Source organism: Paralteromonas sediminis (genome assembly GCF_003820355.1).
GTDB lineage: Bacteria > Pseudomonadota > Gammaproteobacteria > Enterobacterales > Alteromonadaceae > Alteromonas_F > Alteromonas_F sediminis.
On sequence record NZ_RPOK01000003.1, the window covers coordinates 290,545 to 310,151 of the forward strand.

Consider the following 19,607-nt stretch of genomic DNA (forward strand, 5'->3'; position numbering starts at 1 on the left):
CAAGGATATGCGTTCAGCAATTACACGTCAGGCACGGCCACACAAAAACAAACATCTTGAGGTGGCTAGTTTAGTGGTGCACTCCCCCATCATAGATATTCGCTGTCTGGGCTGGTATACCTGGCCACTTGATTGCTTGATCCACCACATGAAATTTCGGCGTCGACCTATGATCAGCCTGCTATTGTCACAGTGGTTCATGAATCGTGCATTACAGCAGCCTGAGGTGTTACCTGATGCCGTGATGGCTGTTCCTGCTACCAATTGGCGCTTATTTACCCGAGGCTATAATCAGGCTGCCCTATTGAGCAAACACATTGCCCATTCGCTTAAGATTGACGATGTAAGTGTCCTCGCTCAACGAAAATCAATGTTAATAGCGCAACATAAACTGGCTCGAGAGGACAGGATAAGCCGTGATTTAGGATTCAAAATAAAAGCGCTCCCCAGAACGGTAAAGCGCTTGGTATTAATTGATGATGTGGTAACTACGGGCGCAACCCTAATGTCACTAGCCCGAGCCATTCATTGCCAGTACCCACATATCCTAATAGAAGCGTGGGTCATGGCCGTTACACCATATAAACGTTAGTTCATTAGTGGTGAAAGATAGAGTGCATTGCCCATAAGTTTACTGGTGCCGAACCAGTACCCTCTAAAGTTCACATTGTCTACGAACCCGATAACACGGCCACGACCACTTGGCTGAACCACCACAGCAGCACTGTCTTTGACCTGCTCTACTAACTCAGACGCTGCATAGCCTCCTAGTAAAGGGCGCTTGGTATATGTTGCGAGTGTTTCAAAGGGGTCGAACGTATCTTCTACCATCATGCTTGTGGTTTTAAAAAAAGGCAGTGTGTCTGTCGTAATACCAAAGAACAAAGGGTGGGTGTTATCAATGCTGGCTTCAAACGCTGTACCGGCAATACGCTTTTTCGCACGCAGCGCGTCGCGATCAGCAAAACTTAGTCCTTCGGTAGCGAACAGTGCATCCACCTCAGCACTCTCCATGATATTGATGTCAAGCCATTCTTGCTTCTTAAACCAGCGAAGGGCGCTCTTTTGACCAATTAGCGTGCCGCCCTGCTTCACCCAACGTGTCAATGCAGCTGCTGTATCTTTGCCTATCGCTGAATAATTGCCAGACGCGGCAATAACATGGGTAAACTGCGACAGATCGACTCTGCTCAGTTTATTCAGGTCAACCATGGCAATCTGCGCGCCTACACGTGTGTCAATGTAGTGCCAAATTTCGCCTACCTCGTATTGAGAAGTGCCTTGCCCACCTAGGATCAAAATAGAAGGCATAGTCACTACTGCCATGTTACGGCTACCTAGGTCGATCCCCTGTGGTGTTAAGCCCGAGGTAATCGGATAAAGCGGTATACTCAAGGTTTCAGCTAGGGCCTGTGCACCTGCAAAGGCTCTTTCCTGTTGATTAAGTGCTTTGGTGATCAACATTGTGCCTGGCTCGAAGCGGCGTGTGGTATCACCTATTTTTGCCGTAAAGGCTTTGTTTGCTGCACGCAACGTAAACCCGTTTTGCAGTAACTTTTGAGTGAGAGCAGGCGCAAAATAGTGGTGCCAGTCAAATGCATAAGCCACCGCGTTTTCAATGCCCGCCACTTGTTCAGCTTGCATCAGAGAGGCTCTGCCTTCACTGGTGTCGAGCCCTCTCGCTTGTCGGCTGCTCAGCTTACTGTAGGTGAGGCCAAACGCATAGCCAAAGTTCCAGTTTGACACGTCATAAAAGGTGTTGTCCGGAAAGTCTGTACGCTCTGAAAACAGTGATTTAATCAGTCGATACTGGGGTTGGTCATAAGCGATCAATACCGCGTTGTTTGCCACGTAGTTCTTCCCATCAACAGACAGATCTTCAGTGACTGTACGGTAGCGAATCTGGTGCATATCAAGACGATCTAAGAATTCAGCAAAACGTGCCGGGTCCTTACCTTGGTCAATGATCACTCCGGCAGTCTCGTCTTCTTTAATCAAGGATTGCGTTTGTCTGGCAAAGCTTGCCTGATAATCGATAAGCGCCGCTTTATTTGCCAACGCACCATCAAACGTACTCAGCGACGTGGTGATTTGATTTTGAATGGTTTGATGAAACGCCACATCGCCATTAATAGAGGCCTGTAGGTGTCCGCGGCTACTGGCCTGCTCAAACAAAATACCAATACTGCCGTGCGCATCCGGATAGGTAGAGCCTTTGCCAAAATAAAAGTCATCAAAACTTTCTTCGGTAAAATAAAGCTGGTCTGTGGCATCGAGCGCTTTCGCGTGATAAGCCGCTATCGCCTCGGTCAGGGTAACATTAGCATCGGGTGTAAGCGGGTTCTTGCGTGAGCGAATGCCTGGTTGGAAGAAATACGTGCTATTAGTACCCATTTCATGGAAATCGGTGAGGACATGAGGACGCCATTTCTGATATTGAGTTACTCTTGCACGTGATTCTGGGTGAGTCAGTAACAACCAGTCCCGGTTCAAATCAAACCAATAGTGATTAGTTCTGCCAGAGGGCCAGTTTTCGCTGTGCTCACGGTGGAAAGGCGATTTACTCAGTTGCTTACTTTTATGCTGGTTTGCCCACTGGGCAAAACGAGACAGACCATCAGGGTTCATCGACGGATCAAACAACACAATTGCCTGATTGAGTAATGCATCGATTCTACTGTCCTGCCCAGCCGCTAGGTAATAAGCCACGACTAAAGCGGCATTGCTGCCTGATGGCTCGTTACCGTGAATACTGTAGCCCATATAAAACACCAAAGGATCGGTGCTTTTGCCTGCTTTCCCTGACTGGATAGTCGTAAGATGCTGCTGCCTAATCTGTTCCAGTTGTGCCTGTTTCTCTGGCGCTGAAAAAGTCATCAATACCAGCTGGCGGTCTTCGTGTGTCTTGCCGGTGTTTTGAAGCGATACGCGGTCAGAAGCATCAGACAAATATTGCATATAGGCAAGAAGTTGGTCATGACGAACATGCCATTTACCAACGTTATACCCAAAGAAAGCTTCGGGTGTTTTTATCGCAGGGTTAAAGGTGGTATCAGCGGGCAGATAGTCACTGGCGGGCTTGCCAGTTTCAAAATAGGGTTCCACTGCAAATTGGGCATGCAGACTTGGTGCGAACAGTAATGCCGACGCAAACGTCAGCATTGCAGCACGAAAAGACAACTTCAGGGATTTAAGCACAACGTAGTTTCCTTTCTTATAAATTATTTTTAATACTTGAGTGTTTTAGTCAAGTAAATTTGGTACACTTGGCATCTTACACGATGAATGAACATATGTTTAATAGTATGCATCGCATGGATTACGCCAATGGTCGATGCGTTCTATTAGTGCTATAGGTTGAAAAATGATAGCAATCTCTGAACAAGCTCAAGCACATTTTGCAAAATTACTGGCTAATCAAGAGCCTAATACGAATATTAGGGTGTTTGTGGTCAATCCTGGTACGTCTTCTGCTGAATGCGGTGTTTCATATTGCCCGCCAGATGCGGTAGAAAGCACGGACACACGACTGCCATTTGATGGTTTTGAGGCCATTGTTGATCAGGAAAGTGCACCTTTTCTGGAAGAAGCCGAAATTGACTTTGTAACAGACCAAATGGGGTCGCAACTGACCTTGAAAGCCCCCAATGCTAAAGCCCGCAAAGTGGCAGATGATGCGCCTTTAATAGAGCGTATCAACTATATGATCGAATCAGAGATAAACCCTCAGCTTGCCAGCCATGGTGGTAAAGTGATGCTGGTTGAAGTTACCGAAGACAAACATGCCGTTTTGCAGTTTGGTGGTGGTTGCAATGGTTGCTCTATGGTGGATGTTACGCTGAAAGAAGGCATTGAAAAACAAATGCTTGCTGAGTTTGATGGCGAAATCGTCGGGGTCAGAGATGCCACTGAACACGAAGCAGGTGAGCACTCCTACTACTGATCAACACAAAGGCTGGCGACGCTTCGTTGCTGGCTTTGTTGTATTTTTAATTGGCCTAGCACTCACCTTGTCCGATGCGTCTGACATCACCCTCATGCGCTATCTAGGATTAGGTTTGCTCATTGGTGGCTTCATCGTAGCGATGACCGGCTATTTGCCCATGATATGGTTTCGTCTTACGGCAGCGAAACGCTTCAATAAAAAGCATTCAAAGTAAATATCGACGCACTATCGATACACCTAACGTCAGCCCCCTTAGTGCCAAAAAACTCAACATCGCATACCACAACGCAATGTTCCCGCTGTCTTTAAAAAACCACCACACGGGGAAAAAACCCGCTACGGCACTTACAAACATAGTATTGCGCATTGCACTGGCTTGGGTTAATCCAATCGCGACACCGTCAAATAAAAAGCACCAGTGCCCGATTAAAGGCAAAAGAATAATAACCAGGGAATAAGCGGATAAGGCGTTTAAGACATTGTGGTGCTCAGTAAGTAATGCAGCAATCGAGTCACCCGCTATGGCGAACACAAACGCATAGATGCATGCAATAAGGCCCGACCAAAACACGCCTACAAGAATATCTGTTCTTAACATTGCAGATGCCTTTCTGCCTGCTGCTTTTCCTACCATGGCTTCAACACCAAAGGCGATACCATCTAACCCTAGTGCGATAAGTGCGAAAAATTGCAAGACAATTGCATTGACTGCAGCAGCGGTAACCCCATAACGCGCACCTTGTAAGGTAAGAAATGCCAGACAAATTTGCAGTACCAGGTTTCGTAAAAACATGCTCGTATTTAAAGACAATACATTCTTTAATGCCTTCATGCTAAACCACGTTCGTTCAACACCTGCGCCCTGAATGTGCCTTCGACATACTAGAATGGATAGCAACATCAGGGTGTACTCTGCCAATACAGTCGCGAATGCCACACCTTCTACCTGCCAGCCTAGTCCATATACAAACGCAATATTCAGTCCGGCATTCAAAAGATTACCTGTAATTTGGATATACAAAACTTGGCGCGTTAAATGCCGTCCGATCATCCACCCCACTAACGCGAGGTTTGTCATAGCGGCTGGTAGGCCCCAAATTCGAGTTGTAAAGTAGGCCTCAGCTGCGAGTTTTGCCTCGCCCGACAGTTCAGAGAGGTGCAAGCCAGCGTTAAAAATATATCTGTGCAAAAGCAATAAAACGGCCGCCAGCAATAGCCCAATAAATACCCCTTGATACAGTACTTTCGCCTGCTCTTGCTTGCTTTGCGCACCATAAGCCTGTGCTGATAAACCGGTTGTCGACATTCTTAAAAAGCCACATATCCAAACGATCTGCGTTATGATAAGCGCACCGATGCTCGCGCCCGCCAACGCACTAGGCGCGTCCATTCGCCCTAATACAGCAGTGTCAACAAGCCCAACAAGCGGTGTGGTAATATTGGCCAGCACCATAGGGGCAGACAATGCCAATAGCTTTTTATGGGTTGGCCAGTGTGTTAAGTGAGTCGTTAAAAGGGACAATGAATACAATGAATTATCTGTGGTGTAGCAAGCCTATCATGAAATCTTTTCTGTGTTTTATTGGTGTTGTGTTTTGTTTCAATCAGGCGTTAGCAAACAGCACACCTGACCAGTCTAGTACAGTAGGGCTGATCTACCACCACGTTGCCACAGATACGCCGCCCAGTACCTCGGTGAGCCCCGAAACCTTTCGTGAGCATATGGCTTATATCAAAAAACATTTCACTGTTTTGCCACTACAGGAAGCCATTAACAAAATAAAAAAAGGCATTGCTTTGCCTCCTCAATCTTTAGTGATTACATTTGATGATGGTTATCGCAACATTCTTGAAAATGCCCATCCTATACTTAAAGAATATGGATTCTCGTATACCATTTTTATTAACCCCGATCGCATTGGTGTAGAGCCGGCTCAACTGACATGGGAGGAAGTTAGGCAAATGGAGCGCGAGGGCGTACTGTTTGCAAACCACACTATCGGCCATTTGCATTTACTCGACAAACAGCCCAAGGAAACTGACAGTGCTTGGCTTGACCGGGTATGGCGACATGTAGAGCAGGCGCAAGAAACGTTAGAACAACAAGTCTCTTACGCACCCAAATACCTTGCCTACCCCTTCGGGGAATACAATGCACTATTAGCAGAAAAAGTGCTCAACGAGGGTTATGTTGGCTTTGCTCAGCATTCAGGAGGCATTTCTGCCCTTAGCGATTTTGCTGCTTTACCACGGTTCCCATCAGCGGGCATTTACGCGAACATGCGTTCTTTAGAAACGAAAATGAAGAGTCTTGCAATGCCGGTTGTCGCCTCAACACCCATAGATCCTGAATTATCTGAGCGCCATAATGTGACGCTTTCTTTTACCATTAATAGTCAGGATGTACGGCTCTCCCAGGTTCAGTGCTTTTATCGTGGGAAACCGATTGATAGCCGTATAGACGCGTTAACCGTTAGTGCTCGGGTGCCTGACACGTTACCTGAGGGGCGTTCAAGAGTGAATTGTACCGCTCCCAGCAATCTACACAAAGGCCGTTTTTACTGGTACTCTCAGCCCTTTTTCGTGGCTCGTGAAGACGGCACATATCCTGATTAAAGGTCGTTACCAAACAGGAACAACAAAGGTTGATGTAGACGGGCTCGCCAGGCTTTCTCTGTATGGGCAGCACCTTTGTCAAACACCGTTAGCCAATTCGACTGATCGTACCCTTTGTCTTGCATAATACGATCAGCATATTGCTGCATGGGCGGATATACGGCATCGAGTGTTTGATCACCATAGTCGAAATACAACTTATGATTTCCCGGCGCGGGCACTGTATTTTTCAGATAACGCATAAACTCGTCTGTGATGACCGTCCATTCCGGTCTGCTTGAACCTGGCCAGTGGGTCGACATACAAGCAGCACCACCAAACACGTCAGGATATTCACCTAAAGCATAAAGCGAAATAAGGCCGCCCATACTTGAGCCCGCCACAAACGTATTGTCTCTATCAGCCAATACGGAATATTTATTGTCGATATAGGGCTTCAGTTCTTTTACTAAAAACTTGAGGTATTTGTCAGACCGAATAGACTTTTCACTGACGATAGATTGGCGTCCACCGGTGTTTAACGCCGTTTGTTGATTTGCAGACAATGCCTCCCAAGGTTTTTGTGGCAGATATTCCGGATAACGTAGCTCACCGCCATTGAATACACTCACCACAATAAACGGCCTAACTCTGCCCTCAGCCTGCAGCCTTCCAGCGATTTCATCAACACCCCATTCCTGGCCATTCCAGGTAGTGCTTGCATCATAGAGCATCTGGCCATCGTGCATGTATAACACACTGTACTTCACTGCATTGGAATAGCCAGCAGGAAGCCATACTTGTACCGTACGCTGACCGATGAACGCTGATTCGAATGCGTCAATAGTATGTAAGGTTCCCGTTGCAACCTGGGCCGCATTACTCATAAAAGAAAGAGACACCAGAAGCAATAAAAGTCGTAAATAAGCCACGTAAGTTTCCTCGCCAGTAATCTTGATCCTTTATAGGGCCTTTGCTACATGATTACTACAAGCATACGTATTCAATTGCTTTCATAAGGCTAGATACCATGCAGGTTTTATATGATGGCGCATTAGTACTTTAAACGTTACAAATGCATTTACATATTAATAACATTTGTTGTCTCCACGCTTGAATTCAATGTGCCTAAGGTGTAGAAAGAACAATAATGACAACGCTGTCCGAAAAGTTGTGCATCGCGAGCAGCTACAATAAATAACCGCTAATTCTGAGGAAAAAGAATGTCTAGGAAATTTCAAAAGAGCGCGTTGCATGTTGCGATATGCGGGGTGTTTGCCACAACGTTTACCGCTACCGGGGTCGCCCAAGAGCAAACGCAGTCGCGATCTGCCGACGATGAGGCAATCGAAACCATCGAAGTACGCGGAATTCGAAACAGTATTGCGTCAGCACAGGAACTTAAGCGACTTGCCGATACCGTTAAAGACGTGATTACGGCAACAGACATAGGCGCCTTACCCGACAAATCTGTTACCGAAGCACTGCAACGAGTACCAGGCGTCACCATAGAACGTTTCGCGGCGTCGGATGACCCCAAGCACTATGCCGATGAAGGAACCGGTGTTCTGGTAAGAGGCCTAGACAGAGTTCGCAGTGAAATCAACGGGCGTGATGCATTTAGTGCAAACCCAAACGGCGGTTTGAGTTATGAAGATTTTCCTGCTGAGCTACTCGGTGCCGTTGAAGTAGTAAAAAACCAAACCGCTGACTTGATTTCCGGTGGAATTGCAGGAACCGTTAATTTAATTACTCGCAAACCTTTTGACTCAGACGAGCAACTTTTTGCCTATGGGCTAAAAGCAAACCGAGGTGACTATCGCGAAGAAACTACGCCCTCATTTAACGCACTCTTTTCCGACAATTGGGACACAAATTCAGGTAAATTTGGCGTGCTGGTAGCAGGGTCACGATCTGAATTTAGAACCCGTGGTGATGGTTTCGGTTTAGGGAATTATCACAGCCGCGGACCGCTTCCTATCGCTTCATATGACGAGTGGGGCACACCGCAAGTCACGCGCGTAGCCGGTTCTTTTGACGGCCCATGTGTACCCAATGCTGCCCCCTGGAGTGGCTGTGGTGATGTCGTCGCTAATCAATATACCCAGGAAGACGCTGATGCCTTTGTACCCTTATATGAAGGGGAAGCAGTAGAGGGCCAGCCTGATGGTGAAACCTGGTATACCCCTGCAGCCATAACCTTAAGTACCGCTGAAAATAATCGTAAACGAGAAGGTTTAACCGCATCGCTGCAGTGGGAAAGCAATGACGAACGTACACTAGTTACCCTTGAACACATCCATTCAAACGCATCTTTAGAATGGAAAGAACGAGTATTCTTTAATGGCGAACGGGGTTTTATCCCCGCCGTGCCTAATGGTATTAAGTGGTTTGACGATGCAGAAAATGGTCGTCCAGTGACGGTTGATAATAATGGCTACCTAACCTCGGGAGTCGGTAATTTAACCACCACAGACTACAATACACTGTTTTCATCCCGTTATAACTTCAATGAAAGTAAGATCGACGACACGTCAATCAATATTCGTTTTAACGCCACTGACGCACTTACCGTCTACTTTGACTATCAGCATATTCGCTCTGAGCAGACTATCTCGAATTATGGGATTGGAGCAGCCATACGCGGTGGCGCAGATTCTATTACTCATGCACCCTTCTTCTTAGACTTAAGAGGCTCAACCCCCTCGGTTGAATTCTTGAGTGAAACCATATCAAACCCACCTGCGGTGCCTGAGAATACCCATCCAGTTACTAGCGTTTATTCTGCTTTGCCACAAGAAGAGGCCAACGACGCCGATGCCGACTCCTATCAGCTAGATATTGAGTATGTGCTTGAGCGAGGCATGTTTACTAAAATCCAAGCGGGTCTTTATTACTCAGAGAAATCGCTGATTGTGCGTAATACTGAGTACGAGGGCTGGCAAGCCCTGGCGGCAAGATGGGACGCAACTGAAGCATTTAGAACATCACCACAAGTAGCGCCTGAACTCTTTGACAGGGTCGATTTTGCTGATCATTACGACGGTAAAACAGTCATGGGCCCGCATACAAGTTTCCTATTCCCGAGTATGGAAATGACACAGAATTTCAATCAAACCTTACGAGAGGGATGCGGGAAATACTGGGCAGAGGGCAGAGCTTTCGACCAGAGCGGCAATTGCGCCTTGCCTTATGAAGATATGACAGATCGAGTAGAAGGTGCGTTTGCGTCTAGGCATATCAGTAAGAATAATACCCAGCGTACCGAGTTTTACATTAGAGCCGATTTTGAAGCTGATATCTCAGAAAATGTCTATCTTAGTGGTAATCTGGGTTTGCGCTCTGTCGATTATGAACTGAAGTCAACCGGGGCAATTACGCTACCAACACCCGACGCGCGAGGGCCGGTTGATGGCCCCGTGTATCAGATTATGCAAAGCCAATATACGCAATTCTTTAACTTGGCTTCCGGTCGGGCAGACTTCGATACTTCAACACATGACTATTCAACCCTGTTGCCAAGCCTAAATTTGAATTTTGGGATTTATGATGACTTTGTCGTTCGCATTGGTGCGTCTAAGGGCCTGTACTATCCTAACCTGCTCGATTCACGTAACCGTATGTTCGTGACATTAGACTACGACACCGTTTTGCAAGACCCAACACAAGCCAGAGATGACCAAACCAATCCGGTTGTTGATCTCACCAATTTTGAAGTAACTGGCAATGCGAGCAATCCAAATCTTGACCCAGAGGAATCGACTAGTTTTGATCTATCCGGTGAATGGTATTTTGCAGACACAGGCGCGGTTACTGTGGGTGTATTCCATAAAGAGCTTGAAGGAATAATTCGGAACCGGAGCTTTGCCGCGTCGATTGACAATATACCCGTGTCAGCCTACGGCCCCAATAACACAGGCTCAGGCACTATTCGCGGATATGAGCTTTCCTATACACAATTTTACGACATGTTACCCGGTGCATGGAGCGGTTTAGGTCTGCAATTTAATTACACTTATATCGACCAAGATGGCCTTGAAGATCCCAATGATAACCCAGCGGTAGAGTCGCGGTTTGCCGACGGTACATTGCTTGAGCCTGACGGTCGCAATAGCTTCCGTCAATTTATGAATCTTCCCTTGGTAGGATACTCTGACCAAAACTTCAACATTGTGGGCATGTATGAATATGCAGGTATTTCTGCTCGACTTGCTTATACTTGGCGCTCTGAATATTTGCTTGCCCTTCGCGAAGCAACAGAATTTGTGCCAGTCTACTCTGAAGCTCAAGGCCTGATGGATGCCAGTATTTACTATTCACTCAGCGACAATTTACGTGTGGGCTTTGAAGTAAGTAATCTGTTGGGCGAAGATACAAAAACCAAATATCAGCAAAATCAGGAAGGCACGCTGACTAATGCCTTTACTTTTACCACCGACCGCCGCTATGCGATCTCTATCAGAGGTACGTTTTAAACATACGTGGTGACGTCTTAGACAGTAATAAAAGAAGTAAACTGACTATGTGGAAAAAAATTATCATTGCCGGCGGCGGAACTGCCGGCTGGATGACAGCGGCACTATTGGCGAAAAGCTTGGGCCGGGCAGGGTTCGAGATAACCCTTGTAGAATCTCCCAACATCCCTACAGTGGGCGTTGGTGAGGCAACAGTACCCAGCTTTATGCACTTTAATCGGCTCCTGGGCATTGATGAACGTCATTTGATCAAACAAACCAAAGCAACCTACAAACTCGGCATTCAGTTTGTTGATTGGGAGAAGATAGGTAACGATTATATTCATGGCTTTGGTGCGTTAGGTGACCAAGCCGCGGGGCTTCCTTTTTATCACTATTGGTTTCGTTGGCTTAAGAGCAACCCTACCGCTAAGTTAGAAGACATGAGCTTGTGTGCCGTGAGCGGTCGAAAGAGACGCTTCGTGCATCCAGACCCGAAAGTTAATCCCATTCTTGGCGGTATGGGTTATGCGCTTCACATTGATGCAGGATTGTACGCTGAATTTTTGAAGCAATATTCAACTGAGCGCGGGATTAAGCACATTCAAGCAGATATTACCGGCGTTAACTTAAATCAAAAAACGGGCTTTATCTCGTCGCTAAACCTTGCTGATAGCAGTGTATTGGAAGGTGACTTTTTTATTGATTGCACTGGGTTTAAGTCGATGCTTTTAGGTCAGGCCCTTCGTGTCCCCTTCGTTTCTTGGAAACAGTGGTTAAAAACCGACAGTGCTCAAGTCCTGCCTACTGCATTGACCCAAGATAACTTTGTACCATACACCAGAGCAAAGGCACATCACGCGGGTTGGCAATGGCGCATACCTTTGCAGCACAGAGTTGGGAATGGCTTAGTTTATTCCAGTGAACACATGACAGATCAAGAGGCCGAAGCACTATTATTGGAGCAAATAGACAGTGAGCCACTGATGGCACCACGGAAATTGCATTTTGAAGCTGGCATGCGCGAGAGATTTTGGGAAAAAAACTGTGTGGCCGTAGGGTTGTCCAGTGGTTTTCTGGAACCATTGGAGTCAACCAGCATTCACATTATTCAAACGACGATATCCCGCTTAGTAACGCTGTTTCCAAATGCTGACACTAACGAGGTCATGGCCAAACGATTCAATGCACAGGCAACGTTTGAAATGGAGCGGATAAGAGACTTTATTATTCTTCACTATGCTCTAAACCATCGCGATGATCCATTTTGGCGCTCGCTTTCAGAAATGAGGTTACCTGATAGTCTTGAAGAAAAGATCACCCTATTTAAGAAAACAGGTTACATCCATTATGAAGACGGTGACCTGTTCGCCGACACTAACTGGCTCAGTGTGCTATTTGGCCAAGGCGTTAGACCAGAAAATAGCATGTATATGGTTAACACAATGAGCGACGAGCAACTCGATAAATATATCTCCAGCATACGTCATCAAATTGTGTCATTGACTGACAACTTTCCATTTCATATAGATTACTTAACCAGGCTGCTGAAAAGCTGAACGGTACAAAGAATTACGCAAGATAAGCTAATCTATCGTCTCTCAATTGGACAAATGTTGTTTTTTTGTTCGTTAAGAGTGTTACTATTTATTCACTTTTAAGCGCCTATCAACGAGTGAGGGCTTACCCGTGAAAAGACTATTACAGAAAGACAGCGCGTTAATTTGGTTAATGGCTGCAACTGGCGTATTGCTGCTCATTCCTTTGACCGCTATGCAGTTTACCAGTGAAGTCTATTGGACTGGGGCAGATTTTTTAGTGATGGGGGGCTTACTCTTATCATTGGGCGGTATGCTGATATTACTGGCGCGAAAGGCCCCTACAAAATATTACCGCGTATTAGCCGTTACCGTTTTACTGGCGTTTCTTTACCTTTGGGTTGAATTGTCTGTCGGTTTATTTTTTTCTCTCGGAAGTTAACGCGACATACCCATTTTTATCCGAGTTGGTGCAGGAGTTACTATGACAAATAAGGTTATTGGTCTTGTTTTGATCATTATTGGTATTGCACTGGCGATATGGGGTTACAACATATACGACTCTGCTAGCGCACAAATAGGGCGGGCCTTAAGCGGAGACACGCCAATCGAGGCATGGGCAGGCATGGTTGGTGGCGCAATCTGTATCGCTATCGGCGTACTCAGAGTAAAGTAGCATTTAGCAACAGCAAATAGGAAGGATTCGATGAGGCTAGTAGCTGTTTTTGTGTGCTGTATGGTGCTGTTTAGCTGTAACGCTGTGATAGGCATGCCAACAACACTGGATGAGCAGCCATGGCGTACTATAAATCTAGTAAGCGCCGCAACAATTATACTCCTCCCCATTCTTACCATAATAAGTTTAATCATGATCCGGCTGTTTAAGCCGGCCTTCATCACAAGCAAACAGAAACTCCGGCGCTATGGATGGATAACGTTATTAGCCATGTTTTTGATGTGGGGGGTTGTAGAGATATCATTACCACCTAGCACCAATATCAGAATTGACCTATTTTTTATTTTGCCAGCCATTGCCGCGCAAATCGCAATGACAGTGTTGGTGGAATTTTTTTATCGCAATACAAAAAATTAAGGTAGGCAGGAGTGTTCAAAACTGCCAGTCTTGTCGCTTCGACATAAAAAAGTCTAAAAACACACGTACTTTTGTTTGTATGGGGTTTGATGGATGGTAATACGCATAGACCTCTGCGTCATCCCACCAGTATTTTTTAAGTACAGGCGTTAACTTTCCCTGTTTGATAAATTGCTGAATATGTCTGGATTCTTCTGGCGCATTAATTAATCCAAGGCCGGCTTCAGCAAGTTCTACTATGCCTGCAACGGTTTTAATCTGACAATGTGGTGTTGCATAAAGTGGCTTTTTATTCTTGTCTTGCAGCACCAAGACATTGCTAGGTTGATTGTGGAGGTAACCAATAACCTTATGTTCTTTAAGCTGGTTTGGATGAGAGGGAACACCAAATTTTTTTAGGTAAGCCGGTGAAGCAAATACACCATAGCGACTTTTCCAAATAGACCGACGCTTTAAACCTGGATATCGATTGCCTAGGTATTCTCCTACTGCCCAAAAAACATCATATTCATCTTCGCGGATATCTATGAGCGATTCTTTAACATCTATGCCAAGAATGAGGTCTGGGTAACGTTCGGCAAATTCAGCAACCCAGGGAACAAGCGATTCGGTAACGATGTCATTGCTTTGACAGACCACACGCAGCTCACCATTCACTGCCGAAACATTGTTTTGGCTCCAATGCAAAAGCCCTTGATGCTGCTCCAAAAAAATTTCTGCTTTATATTTAAATGCCTTACCAAACTCAGTGAGGACCAATTGACGTCTGGATCGAATAAATAAAGGCTGATTGAGCTGAGATTCGAGACGCGCAATCTGTTTACTGATTGCCATCACGGTTCTGCCTTCGGACTCTGCAACACGAGACATGTTACCAGTTGTGGCGACTTTACAGAATATAGCCAATTCTTTCGGGTTAAGCATAATATAAACTTTTAGTTTAACTATTCTAATATAGTAATTTATTTATTTAACTCATGCGACTCACTATCCTGCCGTTGTGAACACAAATTGAAAAGAGGTTAATTACGATGGCGTTGCATATAGGAGAATGGTTAGTACTGGCAATGATGGTTGCCATGATTGTTTACAGCCTTTGGGAAGCTGACAAGGGAAAGATGGCCGTGCAGGCTGGTCATAAATCCAAGGTCAAACTATACAAAGAAACAATGGTTTTCTTATGGTTGCCAAGCAGCGTACTTTTATTGCTAATCGGAATGCAAATCGTACCCGCAGATACAATGGGGTTAGCCTGGCATAACTCTTGGAGAAATTGGGTTGGTGTGCTCATTGTGGTATTGGCGTTTGCCTATGCGTTTTGGAGCATTCAAAGCATTTCGCCTGGCACTGAGCAGTTTAAACAGCTCAGTGATGCAATGAGTCAACATCAGTGGATGATGCCTGCGGATAAACGTGAACTACGGTGGTTTGCCGGGGGCTTATCAATGTCTGCAGGTTTTTGCGAAGAATTACTGTTTAGAGGTTTTTTCCTGCTCGTCTTTTCTGATTACTTGGGCGCTATATTGAGCTTGATATTGGGCAGTTTTCTGTTTGGCTTGTGTCATCTTTATCAAGGCTGGCAAAACGTGCTCAGAACCGGCATTGTCGGTTTGATATTGGGAGGCATTTATGTGTTTACTGAATCTTTGTGGGTCGTTATTGCACTCCACGCCCTAATGGATATCTACGGTGGCATATTGGGATATATAGTCCATAAACATGCGCGCTTTGATGTTACGACTCATCGCTCACTATAAATCTACCGAGACACCTCTAAAAAAGTTATTGAGGTGTTAGCATACAATGCTGATTCTTTCGGTAAACTCGGCTGACACAGAAGCCGATCTTGTTATCAATGAGACAGTAAAACAGTAGAGCCGATACAGATAAGTTCATCATTATGATGAGTAAACTGCACATACTATTAATAAGATAGTGCTAGTGTTGAACACTGTGTTTTTGAAGGGAGCCGGTTTTAATAATGGTTTCAATAACACCTTCATGATTGAGCTTTTCTACAGCATTTTTGATGGCAGGAATATGCATCATTGCTTCAGACTTTTTAGAAATAGCGATACTGGCATAGTTGTCGAATTTCAGTGCATAATCAGAATAAATAAGTTGCAGTTGCGTGATAGGGGCTGTCGGAAATTCAGGCGCAATGTACTCTGAAGCAAATACGAGGTCAACTCTCCCAGACGTTAACAAATAAAATGCTTTATCCAGTGACTCAACGTAAACATAGTCTGCATGGTTTAACAGAGGTGTAACTTGTTTATTGAAAGCAAACCCCTCAATTAAAGCGACTTTTAACCCCTTTAAATCTTCATTTTTTGTGATTGTAATTTGTCTTTTTTTTAATGAAAAGAAACGCTTAGTTGTTTCCTGCATATAGGGAATGAAGGCCATATAACGGGAACGGTCGTCGTTTTTTACTAGTCCAACCATGAAATCTGTATCGCCTGATTCCATTTTTAGCAAGCAACGTTTAAAAGGCGTATTGACGGTATAGCTTGGGAGAAACCCAACTTGCTTACCAATTGCTTCAATAATTTCTATATTCTGGCCTTTGGGCTCCTTACCATCAATGACTATTTGACGAGGAGGGAAGGGATCTAAGCAGACCTCAAAGGCAGGAAGCTCTGCATAGGCACTCAGACTGCTAAACACCAAGCCAGATATCAAAAGCAATCTTTTTATTTCTATGTTTTGTCGACCTGAGCCTTTTTGAAATTAGTATATCTTCTAACCTGTTTGCCTCAAAACCTATTTAAATCACACCAACCCATTTTGCACTAGCTTCTAGCCTTTTTGCCATTCTCATATAGCGAAAGCCTGCGGGATAGAGGGACTGGACTTCAAGGTAGCTGAGTGATTCATAGAAACCTATCGCACTCTTATTTTGACGTTCCACATCTAACACACAACGGCGCTTTTCATTGTGAACTGCTATCTCTTCCATATAGTTAACTAGCGCTTTACCTACTCCTTGTCCCTGAAAGCTAGGTGATACCGCTAAATGGCCAAATATCAATTCTTGATATGCCGGCGGCGTTATCTGTTCCGTGATCTTTGCTGAGCGTGCAAAAACTTGTGCAGTCTCATCTATACCGAAAAACGCATTTAAAGATGCCAGGGTGGCTTTGCCAAACGCTTTTGGCATATTACTGTGCCAAGCAGTCACCACCCCTATAGGTTGGTCATTGTGAGTGGCGACCCAATGCGCCTGACATCCATATTGACCTTGCCCACATTCCCATGCATGCATTAAATAGGATTTGGCTACTGTCTGGTCACCATTGCCAAAGATTTCAGTAAGAACTTGAGGGGCCGAGAGCATGATCAGGTCAACGGTAGCATAACCGTCGTCTGCTTTGGCACGCCTAATCCTAATGTTTTCAGTAACTTCCATCTATAATTGCAGGCATATCAGCCTTAATTTGGTCGACATCACTAATAGAAAGTTGCCCAGCTTTGACTTCTGGTTTGAATCGTCCAACCACATTGCCCTGAGGGTTGATCACCACAACAGAGCCACTGTGATCGACGAGGTAGTTAGGGTTATCAGTACTTTCGGAAATAGCGTACATCATGCCCATACTTCTCACCATGGGGAACAGCTGGGCGTGCTCGCCCGTAACTGCAATGAATTCACTATTAAAAAAACCAATATATTCACTAAGGCGTTCTATCGAATCACGGTTGGGGTCGACGGAGATAAACACCACCTGTATGGGCGCATTGCCTTCCATTTCTTTTAGTTCAGGATATATACCGGCAAGCGCAGACATAGTCACAGGGCAAATATCTGGACAATAAGTGTAACCAATAAATGCGAGTGTCCAATGCTGCTTTAGGTTTTCAACTGTAAAGGGAGCTCCTGTGTGCTGCGTGAGTGTAAAGTCTGACAAGGCACGCGGAGCAGGATAAACCTGCATATACTCAGGTCTGTCACCTACGGCACTAATATCGCCTGGAGGTGACACATAGACGCTAGCGATGATGCCCGCTATCAATGCGATAGCGGCCACAATACCTACAATAGTTTTTTGGCTCATAGGGTTATTGGAATGTAGTGATCAAGTAACAATACAACAAACAATACCATGAGGTGAATGATGGAGAAACGGAAGGTCGCCATCGCTGTATCAGGTTTTGCAAAATACTTAAGCTGAATTGCATAACCTAAGAAAATGAGGTTTAGCACAGTGGAACCGACCAGGTAGATAACGCCAGACATACCAATTAAATACGGCATTAAACCGATAGCACATAATAACACCGTGTATAACAACACCGATGTTTTAGTAAACGCTACACCATGGGTAACAGGTAGCATAGGCACATTTGCGCGCGCATAGTCTTTTTCTCTGTGAATGGCGAGGGCCCAAAAATGGGGAGGTGTCCATGTGAAGATTATCAACACCAACAGTAATGCGTGTGCATGAACCTCATTGGTCACTGCGGTCCATCCTAACAAGGGTGGTGCAGCGCCTGCCAGCCCGCCAATCACAATATTTTGCGGCGTAGCACGTTTAAGAAACATAGTATAAATTACGGCATAACCCACAAGACTGGCGAGCGTAAGCAATGCTGTTAGTCGGTTTACCCACAGCTCCAGTGCTAAATATCCAATCAGGGCAAGTACAAATGAAAACACCAGAGCTTGGTTAACTGATACCCGTCCTTTTGCAACAGGCCGATTGAATGTTCTGGCCATTTGGCTGTCAATTCGGTGATCAACAACATGATTGATAACCGCTGCCGCAGAAGAAAGACAACCGATACCCAACATGCCTGCAATAAGTGTAACGCTATCAACCCACGTTGGCGTAGCTAAGCACATACCAACCAAGGCGGTTAATAACAACAGCATGACAACTCGTGGCTTGGTCAGCTCATAAAAATCTCGCCACGTCACAGACTCCTGAACGGGTTTTGAAGCGGAAAGCGAAACGTCGGATTTAGCCATATAAAAGAATACCTATATTTTTCGCATGAGTGTGTATGCGATGGTTACCATAACCAACAAAAGACATGCCGCAACAGCGTTGTGCATAACAGCGACGGCCAGAGGAAGGCTGAAGACTACATTGCTAATGCCAAGCACGACTTGCACAACTAACACAAGCAGCATGAGCAAAGACAACCCTTTAATAAGTGAGGAAGAAGCTTTGACGTACAAACTTAAACCCAGCCAACATAAGTAAGCAAACGTTATAACAGCACCTATGCGATGCACAATGTGCATGGTCATGCGCTCAGCATAATCGTGCGCACCAAACTCATAATCCTGCGCTTCCGGTACACTGAACGCCCCCGCGAAATCGAGTCTGGATGACCAATTTCCCTCACAAATTGGGAATTCTGTACACGCTAAAGCAGCGTAGTTTGCGCTCACCCAACCGCCCAATGCAATTTGTACCACTACTACTGCAATACCCACCAAGGCGTAAGTAGCGTATTTACCTAAATGCGCATCACCCGTCGGCGCCCTGTATGGTGTTAAGCGCAAGTACAGTAACAACAGGCAACTGAGTACCGTAAACCCACCCAATAGGTGCCCCATTACCACAACGGGTAACAAGTTTAACGTAACTGTCCACATGCCAAGCATGCCCTGAAAGATGACTAGAGCAACCAGAAATAGGGGCAATTTAATCGGCTTTTGCTCCGCCCTATTGCGCCACGACAATATCGCAATGGCAACAATAAGCAAGCCAAGTGCAGAAGCAAAATAGCGGTGGATCATTTCATTCCAGGCTTTTTCTTGCTCTACCGGTCGCTCTGGAAAAGCCGCATTTGCTGCATTGACTAACTCTTCAGATTGAGGCACCACCAGATGCCCATAACAACCTGGCCAGTCAGGACAACCTAAACCGGCGTCAGTCAGGCGCGTATACGCACCCAAAACAATAACCATTAATGTGAATAAAATACTGAGCAGTACAAGTAGACGACAACTTTTCACTTCACTTTGT

At 45.4% G+C, this 19,607-nt stretch carries 18 protein-coding genes; 9 read left to right on the top strand and 9 right to left on the bottom strand.

What is annotated here, in order from left to right:
• Positions 1 to 7 precede the first annotated feature (7 nt).
• On the top strand, positions 8 to 592 hold the full coding sequence (locus DRW07_RS10430; protein ID WP_124027861.1) for a ComF family protein: 585 nt from the start codon (positions 8 to 10) through the stop codon (positions 590 to 592).
• On the opposite strand, the gene DRW07_RS10435 is transcribed toward DRW07_RS10430, so the two are convergent.
• Entirely contained in the window at positions 589 to 3,198 is a 2,610-nt protein-coding gene (locus DRW07_RS10435) for a M14 metallopeptidase family protein (protein WP_124027862.1), read from the bottom strand. The two genes, DRW07_RS10430 and DRW07_RS10435, sit on opposite strands and share 4 nt — an antisense overlap.
• A 166-nt stretch (positions 3,199 to 3,364) precedes the next feature.
• Between DRW07_RS10435 and nfuA the strand changes: the two genes are divergently transcribed.
• Both nfuA and DRW07_RS10445 read left to right on the top strand, forming a co-directional pair.
• Positions 3,365 to 3,943, top strand: coding sequence for a Fe-S biogenesis protein NfuA (gene nfuA, locus DRW07_RS10440; protein ID WP_124027863.1), 579 nt, complete (start codon positions 3,365 to 3,367; stop codon positions 3,941 to 3,943).
• A complete protein-coding gene (locus DRW07_RS10445; protein WP_124027864.1) occupies positions 3,924 to 4,160 on the top strand; it encodes a hypothetical protein in 237 nt (78 codons plus the stop codon). The genes nfuA and DRW07_RS10445 overlap by 20 nt, the downstream gene beginning before the upstream one ends.
• On the opposite strand, the gene DRW07_RS10450 is transcribed toward DRW07_RS10445, so the two are convergent.
• Entirely contained in the window at positions 4,152 to 5,468 is a 1,317-nt protein-coding gene (locus tag DRW07_RS10450) for an MATE family efflux transporter (RefSeq protein WP_338067760.1), read from the bottom strand. The genes DRW07_RS10445 and DRW07_RS10450 overlap by 9 nt on opposite strands.
• Before the next feature lie 38 nt (positions 5,469 to 5,506).
• On the opposite strand from DRW07_RS10450, the gene DRW07_RS10455 reads away from it, so the two are divergent.
• Positions 5,507 to 6,562 (top strand): polysaccharide deacetylase family protein, encoded by a 1,056-nt coding sequence (locus DRW07_RS10455; protein WP_240630561.1) that lies wholly within the window; start codon positions 5,507 to 5,509, stop codon positions 6,560 to 6,562.
• Here the strand turns inward: DRW07_RS10455 and DRW07_RS10460 are convergent.
• Positions 6,559 to 7,473 (bottom strand): alpha/beta hydrolase, encoded by a 915-nt coding sequence (locus DRW07_RS10460; protein ID WP_240630563.1) that lies wholly within the window; start codon positions 7,471 to 7,473, stop codon positions 6,559 to 6,561. The two genes, DRW07_RS10455 and DRW07_RS10460, sit on opposite strands and share 4 nt — an antisense overlap.
• Positions 7,474 to 7,764: 291 nt before the next feature.
• Here DRW07_RS10460 and DRW07_RS10465 point away from each other — a divergent pair, with 291 nt between their 5' ends.
• The 4 genes from DRW07_RS10465 to DRW07_RS10480 all read left to right on the top strand — a co-directional run bounded on the left by DRW07_RS10465 (position 7,765) and on the right by DRW07_RS10480 (position 13,209).
• A complete protein-coding gene (locus tag DRW07_RS10465; RefSeq protein ID WP_124027865.1) occupies positions 7,765 to 11,016 on the top strand; it encodes a TonB-dependent receptor in 3,252 nt (1,083 codons plus the stop codon).
• A gap of 47 nt (positions 11,017 to 11,063) precedes the next feature.
• Entirely contained in the window at positions 11,064 to 12,554 is a 1,491-nt protein-coding gene (locus DRW07_RS10470; RefSeq protein ID WP_124027866.1) for a tryptophan halogenase family protein, read from the top strand.
• Between the two features lie 130 nt (positions 12,555 to 12,684).
• The gene (locus tag DRW07_RS10475) at positions 12,685 to 12,975 is read left to right on the top strand and encodes a hypothetical protein (RefSeq protein ID WP_205665390.1); all 291 of its coding nucleotides are present in this window, start codon (positions 12,685 to 12,687) and stop codon (positions 12,973 to 12,975) included.
• Between the two features lie 42 nt (positions 12,976 to 13,017).
• Entirely contained in the window at positions 13,018 to 13,209 is a 192-nt protein-coding gene (locus tag DRW07_RS10480; protein ID WP_124027867.1) for a DUF3185 family protein, read from the top strand.
• Positions 13,210 to 13,641: 432 nt separating this feature from the next.
• Here DRW07_RS10480 and DRW07_RS10485 read toward each other — a convergent pair whose 3' ends face one another.
• Positions 13,642 to 14,550 (bottom strand): LysR family transcriptional regulator, encoded by a 909-nt coding sequence (locus DRW07_RS10485; RefSeq protein ID WP_124027868.1) that lies wholly within the window; start codon positions 14,548 to 14,550, stop codon positions 13,642 to 13,644.
• A 107-nt stretch (positions 14,551 to 14,657) separates the two neighbouring features.
• Between DRW07_RS10485 and DRW07_RS10490 the strand changes: the two genes are divergently transcribed.
• A complete protein-coding gene (locus DRW07_RS10490) occupies positions 14,658 to 15,383 on the top strand; it encodes a CPBP family intramembrane glutamic endopeptidase (protein WP_124027869.1) in 726 nt (241 codons plus the stop codon).
• Between the two features lie 181 nt (positions 15,384 to 15,564).
• Here DRW07_RS10490 and DRW07_RS10495 read toward each other — a convergent pair whose 3' ends face one another.
• The 5 genes from DRW07_RS10495 to DRW07_RS10515 all read right to left on the bottom strand — a co-directional run bounded on the left by DRW07_RS10495 (position 15,565) and on the right by DRW07_RS10515 (position 19,597).
• Complete coding sequence (locus DRW07_RS10495) at positions 15,565 to 16,317, bottom strand: substrate-binding periplasmic protein (RefSeq protein WP_165870472.1); 753 nt, start codon at positions 16,315 to 16,317, stop codon at positions 15,565 to 15,567.
• Between the two features lie 79 nt (positions 16,318 to 16,396).
• Positions 16,397 to 17,038 (bottom strand): GNAT family N-acetyltransferase, encoded by a 642-nt coding sequence (locus DRW07_RS10500; RefSeq protein ID WP_124027871.1) that lies wholly within the window; start codon positions 17,036 to 17,038, stop codon positions 16,397 to 16,399.
• Positions 17,025 to 17,684 (bottom strand): SCO family protein, encoded by a 660-nt coding sequence (locus DRW07_RS10505; protein WP_124027872.1) that lies wholly within the window; start codon positions 17,682 to 17,684, stop codon positions 17,025 to 17,027. Before DRW07_RS10505 ends, DRW07_RS10500 begins: the two co-directional genes overlap by 14 nt.
• Entirely contained in the window at positions 17,681 to 18,598 is a 918-nt protein-coding gene (gene cyoE / locus DRW07_RS10510; RefSeq protein WP_124027873.1) for a heme o synthase, read from the bottom strand. The genes DRW07_RS10505 and cyoE overlap by 4 nt, the downstream gene beginning before the upstream one ends.
• 12 nt (positions 18,599 to 18,610) lie before the next feature.
• Entirely contained in the window at positions 18,611 to 19,597 is a 987-nt protein-coding gene (locus tag DRW07_RS10515; protein ID WP_276310714.1) for a COX15/CtaA family protein, read from the bottom strand.
• Positions 19,598 to 19,607 lie beyond the last annotated feature (10 nt).

Excerpts from the sequence above, each read along its gene's own strand:
- DRW07_RS10430 (WP_124027861.1), top strand. The coding sequence starts at position 8 with ATGCGTTCAGCAATTACACGTCAGGCACGGCCACACAAAAACAAACAT.
- nfuA (WP_124027863.1), top strand. The coding sequence starts at position 3,365 with ATGATAGCAATCTCTGAACAAGCTCAAGCACATTTTGCAAAATTACTG.
- DRW07_RS10455 (WP_240630561.1), top strand. The coding sequence starts at position 5,507 with ATGAAATCTTTTCTGTGTTTTATTGGTGTTGTGTTTTGTTTCAATCAG.
- DRW07_RS10465 (WP_124027865.1), top strand. The coding sequence starts at position 7,765 with ATGTCTAGGAAATTTCAAAAGAGCGCGTTGCATGTTGCGATATGCGGG.
- DRW07_RS10470 (WP_124027866.1), top strand. The coding sequence starts at position 11,064 with ATGTGGAAAAAAATTATCATTGCCGGCGGCGGAACTGCCGGCTGGATG.
- DRW07_RS10480 (WP_124027867.1), top strand. The coding sequence starts at position 13,018 with ATGACAAATAAGGTTATTGGTCTTGTTTTGATCATTATTGGTATTGCA.
- DRW07_RS10485 (WP_124027868.1), bottom strand. The coding sequence starts at position 14,550 with ATGCTTAACCCGAAAGAATTGGCTATATTCTGTAAAGTCGCCACAACT.
- DRW07_RS10490 (WP_124027869.1), top strand. The coding sequence starts at position 14,658 with ATGGCGTTGCATATAGGAGAATGGTTAGTACTGGCAATGATGGTTGCC.
- DRW07_RS10500 (WP_124027871.1), bottom strand. The coding sequence starts at position 17,038 with ATGGAAGTTACTGAAAACATTAGGATTAGGCGTGCCAAAGCAGACGAC.
- DRW07_RS10505 (WP_124027872.1), bottom strand. The coding sequence starts at position 17,684 with ATGAGCCAAAAAACTATTGTAGGTATTGTGGCCGCTATCGCATTGATA.
- cyoE (WP_124027873.1), bottom strand. The coding sequence starts at position 18,598 with ATGGCTAAATCCGACGTTTCGCTTTCCGCTTCAAAACCCGTTCAGGAG.